19 protein-coding genes are annotated in these 15,549 nt (G+C 51.0%); 4 read left to right on the top strand and 15 right to left on the bottom strand.

The features are described 5' to 3' along the window. Window positions 1–314 precede the first annotated feature (314 nt). The 9 genes from LQK91_RS13645 to LQK91_RS13605 form a co-directional block, all read right to left on the bottom strand. Window positions 315–1,007, bottom strand: coding sequence for an amino acid ABC transporter permease (locus LQK91_RS13645; RefSeq protein ID WP_105099764.1), 693 nt, complete (start codon window positions 1,005–1,007; stop codon window positions 315–317). A 16-nt stretch (window positions 1,008–1,023) separates the two neighbouring features. Continuing rightward, on the bottom strand, window positions 1,024–1,713 hold the full coding sequence (locus LQK91_RS13640; RefSeq protein WP_197066380.1) for an amino acid ABC transporter permease: 690 nt from the start codon (window positions 1,711–1,713) through the stop codon (window positions 1,024–1,026). A gap of 79 nt (window positions 1,714–1,792) precedes the next feature. Then, window positions 1,793–2,608, bottom strand: a complete 816-nt coding sequence (locus LQK91_RS13635; protein WP_003855047.1) for a transporter substrate-binding domain-containing protein — start codon at window positions 2,606–2,608, stop codon at window positions 1,793–1,795. A 20-nt stretch (window positions 2,609–2,628) separates the two neighbouring features. Continuing rightward, window positions 2,629–3,366 carry an amino acid ABC transporter ATP-binding protein gene (locus tag LQK91_RS13630; RefSeq protein ID WP_003855046.1) on the bottom strand — a complete coding sequence of 246 codons (738 nt, stop codon included), beginning with the start codon at window positions 3,364–3,366 and terminating at the stop codon, window positions 2,629–2,631. Window positions 3,367–3,378: 12 nt separating this feature from the next. Further along, entirely contained in the window at window positions 3,379–3,945 is a 567-nt protein-coding gene (locus LQK91_RS13625; protein ID WP_008924630.1) for a peroxidase-related enzyme, read from the bottom strand. Beyond that, window positions 3,942–4,424, bottom strand: coding sequence for a CMD domain-containing protein (locus LQK91_RS13620; RefSeq protein WP_003855044.1), 483 nt, complete (start codon window positions 4,422–4,424; stop codon window positions 3,942–3,944). The genes LQK91_RS13625 and LQK91_RS13620 overlap by 4 nt, the downstream gene beginning before the upstream one ends. Then, entirely contained in the window at window positions 4,421–5,875 is a 1,455-nt protein-coding gene (locus tag LQK91_RS13615; RefSeq protein ID WP_039661451.1) for an NAD(P)-binding domain-containing protein, read from the bottom strand. The genes LQK91_RS13620 and LQK91_RS13615 overlap by 4 nt, the downstream gene beginning before the upstream one ends. Before the next feature lie 353 nt (window positions 5,876–6,228). Then, the gene (locus LQK91_RS13610) at window positions 6,229–7,188 is read right to left on the bottom strand and encodes a LysR family transcriptional regulator (RefSeq protein ID WP_105099765.1); all 960 of its coding nucleotides are present in this window, start codon (window positions 7,186–7,188) and stop codon (window positions 6,229–6,231) included. A gap of 186 nt (window positions 7,189–7,374) precedes the next feature. Further along, window positions 7,375–7,689, bottom strand: a complete 315-nt coding sequence (locus LQK91_RS13605) for an antibiotic biosynthesis monooxygenase (protein ID WP_039661452.1) — start codon at window positions 7,687–7,689, stop codon at window positions 7,375–7,377. 143 nt (window positions 7,690–7,832) lie between these two features. On the opposite strand from LQK91_RS13605, the gene LQK91_RS13600 reads away from it, so the two are divergent. Next, on the top strand, window positions 7,833–8,234 hold the full coding sequence (locus tag LQK91_RS13600; RefSeq protein ID WP_039661453.1) for a VOC family protein: 402 nt from the start codon (window positions 7,833–7,835) through the stop codon (window positions 8,232–8,234). 185 nt (window positions 8,235–8,419) lie between these two features. Here the strand turns inward: LQK91_RS13600 and fetB are convergent, their stop codons facing one another. The 4 genes from fetB to LQK91_RS13580 all read right to left on the bottom strand — a co-directional run bounded on the left by fetB (window position 8,420) and on the right by LQK91_RS13580 (window position 11,458). After that, window positions 8,420–9,199, bottom strand: a complete 780-nt coding sequence (gene fetB, locus LQK91_RS13595; RefSeq protein WP_105099766.1) for an iron efflux ABC transporter permease subunit FetB — start codon at window positions 9,197–9,199, stop codon at window positions 8,420–8,422. Further along, complete coding sequence (fetA, locus tag LQK91_RS13590) at window positions 9,186–9,854, bottom strand: iron efflux ABC transporter ATP-binding subunit FetA (protein ID WP_105099767.1); 669 nt, start codon at window positions 9,852–9,854, stop codon at window positions 9,186–9,188. Before fetA ends, fetB begins: the two co-directional genes overlap by 14 nt. A 276-nt stretch (window positions 9,855–10,130) precedes the next feature. Continuing rightward, on the bottom strand, window positions 10,131–10,619 hold the full coding sequence (locus tag LQK91_RS13585; RefSeq protein WP_003855038.1) for a hypothetical protein: 489 nt from the start codon (window positions 10,617–10,619) through the stop codon (window positions 10,131–10,133). Between the two features lie 179 nt (window positions 10,620–10,798). Next, window positions 10,799–11,458: a DUF1345 domain-containing protein gene (locus tag LQK91_RS13580; protein ID WP_105099768.1), complete on the bottom strand. Its 660-nt coding sequence runs from the start codon at window positions 11,456–11,458 to the stop codon at window positions 10,799–10,801. A 181-nt stretch (window positions 11,459–11,639) separates the two neighbouring features. On the opposite strand from LQK91_RS13580, the gene LQK91_RS13575 reads away from it, so the two are divergent. Both LQK91_RS13575 and LQK91_RS13570 read left to right on the top strand, forming a co-directional pair. Beyond that, complete coding sequence (locus LQK91_RS13575; RefSeq protein ID WP_146257623.1) at window positions 11,640–11,831, top strand: hypothetical protein; 192 nt, start codon at window positions 11,640–11,642, stop codon at window positions 11,829–11,831. 287 nt (window positions 11,832–12,118) lie between these two features. Then, complete coding sequence (locus LQK91_RS13570) at window positions 12,119–12,799, top strand: VIT1/CCC1 transporter family protein (RefSeq protein WP_370640818.1); 681 nt, start codon at window positions 12,119–12,121, stop codon at window positions 12,797–12,799. 29 nt (window positions 12,800–12,828) lie between these two features. Here LQK91_RS13570 and LQK91_RS13565 read toward each other — a convergent pair whose 3' ends face one another. Both LQK91_RS13565 and cybB read right to left on the bottom strand, forming a co-directional pair. After that, window positions 12,829–13,179, bottom strand: a complete 351-nt coding sequence (locus LQK91_RS13565; protein WP_105099771.1) for a DUF3147 family protein — start codon at window positions 13,177–13,179, stop codon at window positions 12,829–12,831. A gap of 84 nt (window positions 13,180–13,263) precedes the next feature. Further along, on the bottom strand, window positions 13,264–13,788 hold the full coding sequence (cybB, locus tag LQK91_RS13560; RefSeq protein ID WP_003855033.1) for a cytochrome b561: 525 nt from the start codon (window positions 13,786–13,788) through the stop codon (window positions 13,264–13,266). 472 nt (window positions 13,789–14,260) lie between these two features. Between cybB and LQK91_RS13555 the strand changes: the two genes are divergently transcribed. Further along, on the top strand, window positions 14,261–15,199 hold the full coding sequence (locus LQK91_RS13555; protein ID WP_105099772.1) for a GlxA family transcriptional regulator: 939 nt from the start codon (window positions 14,261–14,263) through the stop codon (window positions 15,197–15,199). The last annotated feature ends 350 nt before the right edge of the window (window positions 15,200–15,549 follow it).

Genomic DNA, 15,549 nt, shown 5'->3' with positions numbered 1-15,549 from the left:
CGATAAAAATGCAGTTAGTAATTCACTTATGTATAGCGCAGTAACTGGCTGATACGCATTCAGGGTGAATGCCGTTCATCCTGTACGGGTTATTCAGTCATCAACAATGGGGCCTGCCCTGCTCCAGGGTTTAAGGGCATGCCTGTATAGGCCAGGTGTCTGTTTTCGGTTCATGGTCTGACTAAACGACATAAAAAATCCGGAAACGAAACGCTTCCGGATTTTTATACAGTTGCTGGATTGTTTAATCGCCAATTATCAAAACGGCATCAACCCGTTTAGTGACTTGCCGGTCAGGTAAAGCACGATACTGATTAAGTCCGCACGCGCAGCGCTGCCTCAATCCTGTCAGCAATTCGGGTGACTAAGTAGGCAATTACCATGTAGAACACCACCGCAATCAGGAAAGCTTCGAGATAATAGAAGTTCAGTGCTGCCGTCAATTGTGCCTGAGCAAAGATATCGACTACTTCGATGGCAAATGCCAGCGACAGCGCTTTCATGATCACCATAAAAGCATTTGCCAGATCGGGTATCGCCGCGACGATAATCTGCGGGAACATCACCCGGCGAAACAGCTGTCCGCCGCTGTAACCGAGTGACAGGGCGGCATCCGACTGGCCGTTGTCAAACGAGTTCAGTGCCCCTTTCCACACTTCAGCCTGGAATGCTGCGACGCAGGCGCTTAACGCCACGATAATGATCACCCAGTTCGGCAGCGAGTGTGCATTGGCTTCCACGCCCAGTAACGTGGCAACAAAGTGCAGCGCCGGAGGCAAGCCGTAATAGGCGAGGAAAATGACCACTACCATCGGCACACCTTTGAAGGCGATTTTGTAGATAATCACCAGCTGGCGCAGCACCGGCATGCGGCGATGCTCAATAAAGGCAAACAGCCCGCCCAGTAGTGTCGAACAGATAAAAACTGTAACAGCCATCAACAGCGTCACTGGCACCGCATCAAGAATGCTCCAGAAGTCCGGCAGCAAAACCTCAGCATCAAACATGGTTTTTCTTCCTCACTCAAACGCTGGTGGTGAACTTCACGCGCGCAGCAGACTTCGAGCTGTATTTCGCATGACGTTGTTCAAAGAAGCGGATAACCAGCCATGCAACGCCGCACAGCAGCGAATAAAGTACGGCCAGCACGAGATAGGTGCCGAACTGATACTGGTTGTAATCGCGTTCCATAATCAGGTGCGCGGTCGCCATCACATCTGCTGCACCGATGTACATCACCAGTGCCACGTTGTGAATCAGATAGATGATTGCATTACCGTAACCCGGCAGCGCAAAGTGCACCGCCTGCGGGCCAACGACACGCAGCATTTTCTGGCGGAAACTGTAACCAAGGCTGTCGGTGGCATCGTGCTGACCACGTTCAACCGCGAGGTAAGCCGGGCGCATCACTTCCGATAAATAACCGCCGTGATACAGGCTCAGACCAATCATTGCCGCCACGTTGGCCGTGAAGAAGTCGTTAAAGCCAAAGTTATCGGTGATCAGTGGCATGCCGTAGAAAGCCACAAACAGCTGCAATACAACCGGCACGCTGCGGGCATAAGAAACGTAGAGATCGGCCAGCTGGCTGAGCACGGGAATACGGCGCACGCGGAAAAAGGTCGCGATCAGCGCCAGAAAAAACCCGACAATCATCGCCACAAACATGATGCCGAGCGTTAAAGGCAGTGCCGACAGCAGTTCTGGAATCATGGAGGAAAGATTCACGGTTAAACACTCCTGCTAATAAGGACAGCATGCGCCCGGCTCATCGCCGGACGCAGTGAATCTATTACTTCATGTATTTGGAGACGTCTTCGCCAAACCACTTTTGCGCCAGCTTATCCAGCGTGCCGTCCGCCTTCAGCTCTTTCAGCGTTTTCGTGATGTCATCATTCAGTGCCTGATTCTGAGCAGAGCGGTGGATCAGAACATAGGTATTGTTAATGACCACCGGCTCACTGGCTTTGATAGCCAGCTTCTGGTTGTCGATTACCGTTTGCTCACCGAGGTTTGAAGGCAGGATGAGTGCGTCATATTTACCATTCTGTACTTCTTTCAGACGATCCGGATAAGGCACCCCGGCGCTGGACGCTTTGATGGTGATCTTGTCGTTCGGGTTATCCTGCTGCCACTGGGTGACGAACTTATACACGCCCCCACCTGCGGTGACAGGCACGATCTTCTTGCCGACCAAATCTTTCATACCATTGATATTGCTATCGCTGCGGCTGTAGATCTTCATCAGGCTGGCACCGATTGGCGCATCAGGTATCAGGAACTGTTTGCTGCGCGCAGGCGCTTTATAGTATCCGCCGGTGGCCATGTCATATTTGCCGGTTACCAGGCCGGTTTCCTGTGCGATATCCGCCGCACCTTCCATCACAAATTTGTACTGTGGCAGTTTCGCGTTGATGGCTTTCAGCACGTCCGGCTCGTATCCCTCGGGTTCGTGACCAATTGCGCCCCATGACAGCGGCTTGGATTCTGCAGCGGTGGCGATTTTGATAGTACGAACGGCGTCAGCAAAGCTGTTACCGCTGATCAGGGCCAGTGCGATGATGCCAGGCGCGGCCAGGCGACGTAATGTGGTTTTGATTGCAGGCATGTTTTTGATTCCTTTAATTATTAGAATACTTTTTCTGAGTTGAGGAACTGGGCAAGGCGCGGCAGCGTTGGGTTATCAAACATCTCTGCTGGCGTCCCCTGCGCCGCCACCACACCCTGATCCATAAACACGATGCGATTCGAAATGCTTTTCGCAAACTGCATTTCGTGCGTCACCAGCAGCGAGGTAATGCCGGATGACGCCACATCTTTAATCACTTTAAGCACTTCACCCACCAGCTCAGGATCGAGCGATGAGGTCGGTTCATCAAACAGCATCACATCCGGACGCACCGCCAACGCACGGGCGATACCGGTCCGCTGTAACTGGCCGCCCGATAACTGCGATGGATAGTGATCGAGCCGGGTTCCCAGGCCTACGCGTTCCAGCTCCTGCACGGCGATGTCGCGCGCTTGCTGTTTGGTTTTACGCTGGATAACAATCAACGGATCCATCACATTTTCCAGCACCGTCATATTTTTAAACACGTTAAACTGCTGAAACACCATGGCAGTGCGCAGACGGATAGCCTGAATCGCTGCTTTGTCGGGTGACTGATAATCCATGCGGATCTGGTCGAGTTGAATCGTCCCCGCTGACGGCTTCGCCAGGTAGTTAATGCAGCGCAGCAGCGTAGTTTTCCCCGTACCACTTGGCCCAATGATCGAAACCACATCGCCGCGTTTTACTGACAGATCGACACCTTTCAGAATCGGGTTACTTCCGTACGCGAGCGTAATATTGTTGAGTTCTAACATCCGGTGCAGCCCTTATTTGTTCAGGTCAGCATGGCCAAGCACATGCATCAGACGGTTGGCCCAGCCAAAGATGGCGATAGCGTGGATCAGATCGATAATCTCCTGATCGTTCATGCCGACGGCGCGAAGTGCGGCAACATCTTCCGGCGTGGCTTCAGACGGTGTGACCGATAAACGACGCGCAAAGTGATAAATAGCCGCGTCGCGTTCACCCAGCACGTCCGCACGGTCGAAATAGATGGCACTGACCACGGCGTCGCTGTCGGCCAGCTGTGCATGACGGCGCGCATGCACCACCGCACAGTAGCGGCAACCGTTAACAATGGAAGCACCCAGTGCGCCAAGTTCACGATCCGCGCGGTTCAGACCACCGTCAACATACATAATGGCGTTGAATAAACCGGTACGCGCAGTGTAGCTCTCTGGATCGTGTACCAGCGTGCGCACATACTCTGAGATCTTCTTGTTGGACGGCGTCACTTTCATCGCATCAAGCTGTGCCGGCGTTGCCTGTTCAACCTCTACGGGTGTGATATAGGGATGCCAGTGCAGCGGCTTGAGATTAACCGACGGAATCATGCGGACCTCATCAGACGTAAGCCAGCCGCGACCCGCGTCTGGAAGTTAAGAAAGGCGATCAGTTCAGAGAGCGCGACAATTTGCGGGTTGCTCAAGCCGGCCTGCTCCAGCAGGCGAATGTGCTGTTCAGTCGCCTGAATCGGGTGCTGTGTCACCATGTCAGCATGGCGTGCAATCGATGCCAGCGGTTCCTCATGCACAGGATTACCGGCCGCGAGCGCCAGTAACGCGTCAGACGGGTTCAACACTGCCAGCTGTGCATGATAATCGCGTTGCAGCGGTTCATCCGCGTTCAAGACCGCCATACGTTGCGCCAGCGCCAGACGGAGAACCGCAGGCAAACCCTGTTCGTCTTCCGGCGTTAACACTGACAGACGGCACGCTTCTGCACCCTCAACAAATTCGGGACGCAGGCGGCGCGTCTGATACAACGCTTCTTCGGGTACTAATCCGGCTGCCTGATCAATAACGTCGCTCACAACGCGTTCTCCTGTTTTAGTCGCGGGGTTGAATCTACCCATTCATCGCCCAGTAATTCCGGGGTGTTAAAAGCCTGTAAGTTGGCATAGTGCTGCCCGACGTCATCGGCGAACAGTGAAGCAGCAATGCCGCGCACCAGGCGTTCCGCTCCTGCACTCACTGCAGGAATATCGCCAGAAACTTTGCCGTGCGTCAGCATCGCAGCATCATTGAAACAGTGAATGTGTGCCAGTATCGGGCAGGCACCCGGCGTCAATTCGCGGAATTCAAACGAAGGTCCGAGATCCGGCGCTTCCAGCAGGCTGTGTCGTGCAGTCCCCATTTCCGGCTGATAGCGTCCGTCGGACCAGCTACGAATATGTGGCGCAATGGCAGCAAACTCCGGACGACCGTGGAAATCGTTGGTGAAGCCGGTGGCGGCGATCAGGAAGTCGTAGCGCAATACGCCCTGGGTCGTTTCGATCAGCAAGCCATCGACTTCCTGCTTAACGGCCTTGATGGCGCAGTCGAGGAAGAAACGTGCATTGTCATGACGGGATACACGCAGGGTTGAAGCACGCGGCGGCGGCGTTTGCGTCGCGGCGGTGTAATCGACAAACTTCCACTTCCAGACGTCGGGGAGTTGATACATGCCATGCACCACGCCCTGACTGCCAATGCCCGTCATCTTATTAATGCGCGGCATTTCTTTACGTCGGATCAGCAGATCGACTGCGGCAGCGCCCTGCTCCAGGGCGGTGGCAGCGTTATCCATCGACGATGCGCCTGCGCCAATCACCGCGACGCGTTTGCCCTGTAATGCGGCAAAATTGATGTTATCGGCGGAGTGTGCCCAGAACTGGCGATCGATACCTTGCAGGAAATCCGGGACGGCAAAACCACCGAGTCCTGAACGCCCGGTAGCCAGCACCAATCGGCGTGTGTAGACGCGCCCGGTTTCGGCACCGTCCAGATCGAGCGCAATGAGATCCCCGGCCTGCGCGATATGGGTGACACGCACGTTGTTCTGCACCGGCAGATTCAATACCCTGCGGTACCAAATCAGGTAATCCATCCACTGCGCTTTAGGAATTTTGTCCAGTGCTTCCCATGCTTCATTCCCCCACTGTGCCGTGAACCATGCACGGAAGGTCAGCTGCGCGAGCCCCAGAGCCGGACCGTGTAGCGTTTTCGGCGAGCGCAGCGTTTCCATGCGCGCAAAAGTAACCCACGGCCCTTCCAGCCCTGCGGGCGCAGCGTCATAGGCCACCACATTGCTAATGCCGGTGAACTGTAATTTAGCGAGCGCTGCCAGACCGCACATGCCCGCACCAATCACCACTACATCGCGAACGGGTGCGCTCTGATAAGTCCGTTCCGGTACCCATGATTTGGCAGGCAGCTCCAGAAACTCCAGATCCTGCTGAAGCTGAGCTTCCAGCGCATCAAGACCTTTGGCGACAAATGTCATAAAGCAATCCCCTGGTGTCAGCGATCGCATGAGAGCGAGCGAAAACGGTCAATGTGCGTCAATGAGACGGCCTTTGATTATCTTCAAAACACATAATAGGCTGCTAACAATCATTAAAACGCATAGTAAGAACTAAGTTTTCGCATAATCCTCTTGCCCTAATTCAGAGTCAATAACTCCGCTCAGGATTCGACCAATGGATTTCTTATATCTTATGCTGAAAAAGCTATAAGCATTGAATATGAAGGGATTTTTTATAAATGGGTGTCTGGTTCTGCCTTAATACCTGCAGTAAAAACGATCTCTATATCGCAGCCTTCCACTTGATAGTGACGTTAAAACGAAAACCGTTATTAATCCTGATTGATGATTCGCATAATGCGAGGGTGTTCACTGGCAGTCAGACGTTTAAATCCAGGCAGCAACTGCGCGGCGGCATCTGCCAGCGCCTCCACCAGCGCCTGCGCCGCGCTGGAAAGCTGGCGGCCCTGAGGCGTGATCACACCAAAAAAGTAAGGGATATCTTCCTGAAGCGGGCGGATCGCCACACCGGCCAGCGGCATGCCCCAGCCTGTAACCGGTTCGAGGATCGCTACACCTAATCCAGCCCGCACGCAGCCCAGAATATTCGCCGACGAATTGGTTTCGATAGTTTCCATCAGCGGCGCTTTGACCTTCTTCAGCGCTTTATCATAGCGGCCACGCAAACGCTGCGGACTCCAGGGGGCAATTAAACGGCGGCCTGCTAACTGACTCAGCGATAGCGTACTGTTCAATGCCAGCTCATCTTTTTCCGGCAGCGCGACCACGCACTGCGACTGTCCAATCCAGTGCAACTCAACCGCGTGATGTTCTAGAGGCAAACTGCACAAACCGATGTCAGCCTCTGCGGTGATCACCGCATGCGCCGTCTGAACGGCGGATTCACTGATGATTTGCACTTTGTTTTGCAGATTCAGTGCAGCCAGTGCCTGTGGCAATAAGCCGGCAGCGAGCGCGGGCGTAGCCGCAATACTGAGCGGGCGATGCTGCTGATGCGCAATTTCCTGAGCACGCAGGCGTATCTGCTGTAATGACAGCAGCGCTTTTTGCACATACTGATGCAGCTGCAAGGCCTCTTCTGAGGGATGAATGCGCGGACCATTACGAATAAACAGTGGGTAACCCAGCGACTGCTCCAGCTCCTGAATCAGACGGGAAACGGCGGGTTGTGAGCGGTTTAGCACTTTGGCTGCCGCGGTGACGCTGCCCGCAGAGATTACCGCCGAGAAGGCTTCCAGCTGACGCAGATCGAGGTCATTTAACAAAGTCATCGCGAGGATTCTTCCCTAAGTCATTGATCGTTCCCGATAAACACACGGGAAAAAATCCATCATAGAGAGAGTTTGTCAAATTAGCCATAACGACAAAAATCGCGTGGCAGTTGCCGATTCGTCACGGCGTGTATCCGGCGACTGAATGCAGGATATTCATGCCGCCTTAATGTGGCGGCGGCCAGGTCACTCTAATGCTGTTATCGTCTGAACGTGGTGCTGGAAGACGAAAGGATCTGATATCAGTTCAAACTGTTCATCATCAGGATAGGTCACGGCAATTTGGTACTCTTCACCAGCAAACGCTTTGATTGCCTCTAAATCTTCCCAATATGTTGCAAGAAAAAAATGTTCCCATTTCCCTTGCGTCTCTCTTCTCACATAGGCTCCCAGATTACCAGGCGTCCTTTGTGAATGTTCAACGCCGGTCTTCTGCAGATGAATCGCAAAACTCTCTGCATGGATAATTGGTACGCATCCGTGCCATGTCCTGACAATCATTTCACTATCCTCATGTTATGGAAGGGATTTTAACCATAGCATGCCACTCGCTAAACCGGAATTATTTATCAGGAGCGGGTAAATCATGTTTGTGTTAAAACACTCTTTTACGCAAACCGGAACGGAAACCAGCTGGAGCAGAAATGAGAACACAGAAGCGATGTATCGGATACGTGGCAATCGTAGTTGATGACTATGACCGGGCAATTGAGTATTACACGCAAAAACTGGGTTTTACACTTGTTGAAGATACACCACAGCCGGGTAAGCGCTGGGTTGTAGTCACACCCAATCCTGAGAGTGACTGCAATCTTCTTCTGGCTCGCGCATCAAATGAACGACAGAAAAATTTTATCGGCAATCAATGCGGCGGAAGAGTTTTCCTTTTTCTGCAGACAGATGACTTCTGGCGTGACTACAACGCGATGAAATCGAAAGGCGTCACGTTCTGCCAGCTGCCGCGAGAAGAAGAGTATGGCACCGTGGTGGTATTCGAAGATCTTTACGGTAACCGCTGGGACCTTTATCAGAACAGACAAACTTAAAAGCTGTCCTCCAGATAACGCGATGGACCAGCAAAAGCACGAATCCAGACACGATATCTTTGATACTGGATAAGTGCTTATGAATTATTTCCCGGCACGTTGTTATCAGCTAAATATCAGCAAGTAAACCAATAGCGCTTCTATTGCGCTCAGGCTGCAACGTTCAGATCCGCGAATTAGTATCTTTAATCACGCTTATTTTCCGATATTTTCAGCTGCGACCTGGCATTATAAAAACGTCGGTAAGATAAGTAGACCGCAATGATTGTTGACAGGCTGGCGGTTCCAATCAGCATGAACGTCACCATAATCTGATACTTAATTGCCTTGAGCGGATCGATTCCTGCGAAGATCAATCCTGACATCATCCCTGGAAGGCTGACCAGTCCGACCGTTTTGGCCGCATCTACCGTGGGGATCAAAGCTGTACGAATGCTGTCAGCAATAATACGGCCCGACGACAACTTCACTGATGCGCCCAGGCTCAGCATCTCCATAATTTTCTGGTGATTATCGCTGAAACGCTGGTTCAGATTGCTGTAACAGAGCCCTACCGCGACCATGGCATTACCGGCAATCATGCCTGAGATGGGAATGACCTGCATCGGCACAAAGGCGATTGCGCCGCTAAGCACCAGAATCGTCAGTGTGATGACGGTGCCACTGAAAATAGCGACAAATGATATCGCAAAGGCGTTATCGATATTCCGACCGCGCTTGCGTGCATTGATTGCGGCATTTACGCAGATAAACAACACCATCACTACCGTCAGCCAGCTGTTATTAACGTCGAAAATTGACTTCAGCACGAAGCCAACAATAATCAGCTGGATAATCGCCCGGCATACACTCCAGATAATATCTTTGCTCATGCCGAGCTTTTCTTTCTGACTGATTAGCAAAGCAATGACGACCAGCGTCAATGAGAGCAACAGTGAGGTGTCACTGATATTATGTTGATTCACGCTGATGCTCCTCTTCGGGCGCTGCCAGACGAAGCACATTCCCGGCCTGCTGAATGTCATTTACATCGTGACTGATACGCACCACCGCCACCTTGTCTTCAACTGAAATTCTGTTAATCAATGAAAGCACCGCCAGCCTGTTTACGTCATCAAGGGCGCTGGTGACTTCATCCAGTAGCAAAATATCCGGCATAAACTGCAGATTACGAAGCAGCCCGATACGCTGCTTTTCCCCACCGGAGAGCTGTTCAACAGATTTATTCAGCATATCGGGTGAGAGATTGACACTCTCGAGATGAGCCACAAGCACTTCCCGATCCGGTTTCTGGCGCCGGATCTGCCAGGGAAGCGCGAGGTTGTCGTAAACCGTCTGACCAAACAGCTGCGGTGTCTGAAAACAGTACGAGACCTGCTGGCGATACGCCTCTGCGTCCAGGGTGGTGATGTCGTGGTTTTTGAAGAAGAGTTGCCCGGAATCTGGCGTAATGAGGGAAGCCATAATTTTTAAAAGTGTGCTTTTTCCACTGCCAGAAGGGCCGGTCAGTAATACGCAATCGCCCTGATGTAACTGCAGAGATACCGGTCGTAGTAGCTGACGATCTCCGACTGAAAAAGTGACCTCCTGCACATCGAGCAGGGGCAAAACTCTGTCCATATTTACGCCTCAGGACCTTAAGAGAAAGTGGCAGGATTTTTGCGTCAGACGGAATCAGACACTGCCTTTCATGGGCCGGATACACGTGGTGTGCTTTGCCGCCCATTTACAGCGCGAATGGCGGGTTAAGCGCATCGGACTGCGAGACATAAGAGTAGTCATTTCAGAACGGCTAATCATCTTCTGAGTTAAAAATGAGTGGATTGAGACAGCTGTGGGTCGTTCCTCCGCAAAAAGCACGAGGGTCAGACAAAGGTGGCTGATCCGCTGCGGCAATTATTTGTTTTCCCAGTGGGTAGAAACGGGGTTTGTGACCGTATTCATTTCCTGTGTATAGGTGCCGTTCTGCTGTGCGATGGCCTCGCCGGTGTCGACAATCGCGTTCTGAATAAAAACGTTCTGCTTTTCACTTTTGATAAAGGTTAACTGGTGAAAGGCCGTTTTATTCCCCCAGTCAGCAGAAGGCAGAGAGATAAAACGCACGGTGAACGTTTCATCATCAAACTTGCCCTGCATAACGTAAACACCGTAGTGGTTTTCGCCCTGAGAAATGATCTTGTAGGTACCGTTGTCATAATAATAGATCTCAGCGTCCGGAAACGGCTTTTTGTCATACATTTTGCGGTAGTGCAGCACCTGTTTGATGGTGGGCTGCCCGAAACTGACAGTCAGGTTTTTACCATCCGCTGAGGTCGTCAGACCTTCAGCATGAACACTGCTCATCAGCATTAACAGGCTGGTTGTAACCATTGCAGTTGCTTTCACTCTCTTTCTCCTGATCGGATCACGGGAACAACAAACGTATAACACGACAGAACTTACACGGCAGTGCGTGTCGGTTGAAGAGGCAGATAACACCTCATTACACATTGTTATAATCACTAAAGGTTACCAGGTTGTTACAGAATGACAGCTCCGCAAATGATGCCAGGCTGTCACTGGATTTAATTCAGTAAACCAGCCCCGACATTCACCGATAAACCCAGAATAGCCAGATTGAAAATAAAGGAGATAACAGATTGCAGTAATGCGAGTTTACGCATCTCTGTGGTTCCGGTGGCGACGTCCGCAGTCTGTGACGCAACCGCGATGGTGAATGAAAAGTAGAGGAAATCCCAGTAGCCCGGATCCGTCGTTTTATCGGGGAATATCAACGGACTCACATTTTCACTCCGGTTAAGGTAGTGCTGGTGAGCATAGTGCATCGCAAATGAGCTGGGCAACATGGCCCAGGATGCGATCAATGTCATTGCTGTCAGCAACAAATGCAGGAGTCGTGGTGTGCCGGTGAGTCCTTTCAGGGTAGGGAGTTCACTCAGAATAGCCACAATGCTGACCATACACGCCACGATTACAATCCCCAGCACCAGCGCGGCACTCTGATCCTGCAGCTGAGCAATACGCTTAATTCCTGTTGCATCGGTTCGCAGCATGCGAACCCAGAGAATGCAGAGATAGAGCCAGGCCCACACATTCCAGCTAATCAGCAAACGCTGCATCTGACCCAACTGAGCAGAGAGCAAAAAGTAGCACATTAAACCGGCAGCAACAGAGAGCACCAGACGCAAGCGGGTATAGAGCGTGGAGGTTAAAGATGTCGGCATCGTAAAGCCATTATGGTTTAGTCAGAATGATATCCACTTTAGCTAAAACCGGGTAAAAATTATAAATAAAGAATCAATACTTACACTTTTTAAGTATCCGCCAGGATTCGGTTCCAGAACGTGAAATGTGTAAAAAGCGCAGCGAATCACTTATGCAGTAAAGTCTGCGGGTATTGAGAGGGTGAATAATCTAACGGTGTTTATTTTATCAGGTATGACTGCCGCTTTAGCAGTTGGTTTTTGGTTAATTATCTATTTCGCCTTTACGATTAAAACAGATGTTAATAATTCTCAATTACGCCAACCTGAGGGCAGTGAAAATAAATCTCCACCCTCTTTATTTTTATGGCGATTTCCAGCTCAATCAGGGTAATAACCAGATCGTCAGGCAATATCTGGAAAAAGCACTCAAAGCAGCGCCGCGTCCAGGGCGGGAAATCGCTGACAATGGACGGCATGCCGATATTGAACGTGACCTCAGCAAGCTTGATTGAGGTTTTTTAACGATGGCCCGCCGGTTCCCTCGTTGACTTTCGCCCCGCGTCTATACTTTTTCGAGGGCGACTGATCTAAACCGACGACGTCATGATTTACAGATTGAGTGCCTGCTGCGGCCTGCTTTAAAACGTTAACGTCTGACACAAGAGGGATAAACGGTTGATACATGGAGAATCGCACAAAATTTCGCGATCTGGCTGGCTGCGAGCAGCCGTGCTGGGTGCCAATGATGGCATTGTTTCGACGGCAAGCCTTCTCACCGGTGTCGCTGCTGCTAACAGCGCTTTTCATAGTCTGCTTCTGGCAGGCGTAGCCGGCGTGGTGGCCGGTGCCATGTCTATGGCGACAGGTGAGTACGTTTCTGTTTCCTCACAGGCTGACACCGAGCGCGCCGCTATTGCCGAAGAACAGGCCGAACTGGAAAGCAACTATCAGGCTGAAACACACGAGCTGGCAGCAATTTATACTCATCGCGGTTTGAATAAAGAATTAGCGCATGAGGTTGCCACCGCACTCATGAAACATGACGCTCTTGATGCGCATACGCGTGATGAACTTGGCATCTCTGATATCTCCAGCGCCCGGCCGCTTCAGGCTGCACTGTTCTCTGCAGGCAGTTTTACGGTGGGGGCATTAATTCCGCTTATTGTCGCTCTGACTTATTCAGGTATTGCGGGTATTGTTATCTCGGCTCTGCTGGCGCTGATGATTTTAGGGGCTGTCGCCGCCAGAGCCGGCGGAGCACCAGTCATACGCAGCATCATCCGTGTCAGTTTCTGGAGCAGTCTCGCAATGGCGCTGTCCGGTGTGACTGGCGCTTTGTTTGGCCATTTCGCAGGGTGAATTAAGGTGACGCTTAAGCGTCACCTTAACTACATAAGCTGAATACCAAAGCGCTTTAAAAACAGCGCCCAGAGAGCAAAGAGGATGACAGTGATTACGCAGGATATCAGTAGCGTCAGCCAGAAGCCGGTTCGCTGATAGAGGCAGGGAAAAAGAACGAACATCGGCAGTGTCGGCACCACATACCAGAAAGTGTACCAGGCATGAGCGCTAATTTTTTCCTGTGTCTGCCCTTCCAGCTTCATCCAGATCAGCACCAGAAGAGTGACCAGCGGTAAGGCGGCAAGCAGGCCGCCCAGTCGATCGCTGCGCTTCGCCGCTTCTGATATCAGTACGACCATAAACGCCGTAATGGCATATTTCGCTATTAACCAGAGCATGATTCTCCTCAAAATTCCTGTACATCTCACCGACGAGTGCAGGATCGTGAACGATCAACACGCTCTGATTATCAGGCCACGCGCTTACGGCATCATCCTGCGCAACGTGTCATCTTTCAGAAAATAGTGATGGAACAACGCCGCCACCGCATGCAGACCAATTAACCAGTATCCCAGTGGCGCCAGGGTTTCGTGCCAGTCAATTAACATACTGGCAGTGGCAGGGTCCGGAATCGTCGCGACAGGCATGTTAAGCCCAAACAGGGACCACTCTTTTCCGCGCAGGTAACGTGAACTCAGCCCCAGGATCGGTAATACAACAAAAAGTGCATACAGCAAGGTGTGCACCAGATGCGAAATACCCGTCTGCCATGGCGCAACAGGTGGCGTGATCGGCGGGGTTTTCGTGCGGGTGCGCAAAAAAAGACGGGCTATCATCAGGAGCAATATGCAGAAACCTGCTGAAAAGTGAGTAATCATAACCACATTTCGCTGCCAGGTGCCCTTGTCTGCCATCCAGCGCAGCTCAATCGTAGCGTAAGCCACGATGATCAACAGAACCGTAAGCCAGTGAAAAAGAATTTGCGAACCTTTGTATTTGCTCAACATCGATAAACTCCAGTGACTATTTTTTTGTGTCACTATACCAGTAAATAATTAGATGCTTATTAGCAATTTACCTGTGATTTTAAAGTTTAATAACTCAGCTACAGAGCAGCCATCCGATGCTTCACAGCATCTGGCTATGGCCTGATTGCACGCTTCGTTAGTTTCACGCTGTAATGCATCCCCTTCACCTTCTCAGACGCATTTGTGGCTGAAAAAACCCTCTATTTAACAATCTGATTACATTCATTTACTGCCCAGATGTTTTGCATCTCAGGTTCAGTTTGCATGACGGTAGCGCGTTGTGGCTCTATACACGCTTAACAGGTTAAACAGCTGCTTTGATTGTGTTACGCAGTAAGTAACAATTTTCACGCAATTTACGACAATTTAACACCATGGGGTTCAGGCAATGCGAATTGCGATACTGGCTATTGAGGGCAGCGTTCTCTCAGCCATTTCAGGAATAGCAGACATGTTCTGGATAGCGAATTATGCCGTTGCTTCCAGTCCACAACATGCAGCCCGGTTTGAAAACGACCCTTTCCAGACCGTTATCGTCAGTCCGGATGGTGGCCCCGTATGGGACGTTCAGGGCCGTCTCATTCACATTGACAGCTCCTTTCAGTCAGTTGGTCAACCTGATGTCATTATTGCCCCCGGCATGGTGCTGGGAAACAACCGGGAGCCCGTGAATATGCTGGGCGTAAAAGAGGCCGCCGTCTGGTTAAGGAAGCAATATGACGCCGGTTCTATCATCGCCTCAACAGGTACAGGTGGGTTCATACTGGGCGAAGCAGGTTTGCTTGACGGAAAGTCTTTTTCAACAACGTGGTGGTTTTATCACACCATGCGGGAACGCTACCCACTTGCCCAGTCTCAATGGGGTAAGGTGCTTGAGGAAGATGGACGGGTATTGACCACCGGCGGCTGTTTCTCATGGATTTCGCTGGTTCTGCATATTATTCAGAAAGGCGCTGGAGCCGATGTGGCAAAACTTGCCGCAGGCATGTCGCTAACGGACAACGACTCTTTATGCCAGCACCTTTATGTCCCTCCCGGGCTGGCAGATAATGGCCACCCGCTTTTATTACGTGCTCAGGACATCATACGGTTTAAAAACCCCTCTATCAGCGCGGCAAAACTGGCTGAAGCACTCAATACCACTGAACGCACGCTGCAACGAAAACTTAAAGCGCTCACGCAGGAAAAGCCTAAAGAATTCATCACCCGCATAAGAATAGAATCTGCCTGTGTCATGCTCGCGAATCCTACGATCAGCATACGTCAGGTGGTGACAGAGTGTGGCTATTCAGAAGAGACAGCCTTCAGAAAAGCATTCACACAGATAATGGGAATGGCGCCAGCACGTTACCGCCAATGGCTTGCCGACAAAGCCTCACCACAGGGCTAAAACATACCGGCATTTACAGATGGGATACTGGATGAACTGGCAGCAGGTTATTATGAGGTGATGATCACTTAGCGTTATCAATATAAACTCTGGATTAAAGCCCCCTTTCTGCAGGCCGTAATCAGTTAAACTGATTACAGCTCCTGCACTCGTTCACTTTATTTGAACTATATTTTCCTGTTACATTGCCGATATAACGACATGTTTATTTTTCCGAGTATTAACGTTTACCGTTATTACCTGGCGTCACACTGATAATTTACGCCAACCCGATCATCTTGACATAAAATTGATGATTAGATTACAGTGTATTAGCTGTTGCGCTACACAATCTATTTTAGAAAAAAAGG

The sequence above is a fragment of the Pantoea sp. MHSD4 genome (genome assembly GCF_021043305.1).
Lineage (GTDB): Bacteria > Pseudomonadota > Gammaproteobacteria > Enterobacterales > Enterobacteriaceae > Pantoea > Pantoea eucalypti.
This window is presented reverse-complemented; position numbering and strand designations above follow the sequence as displayed.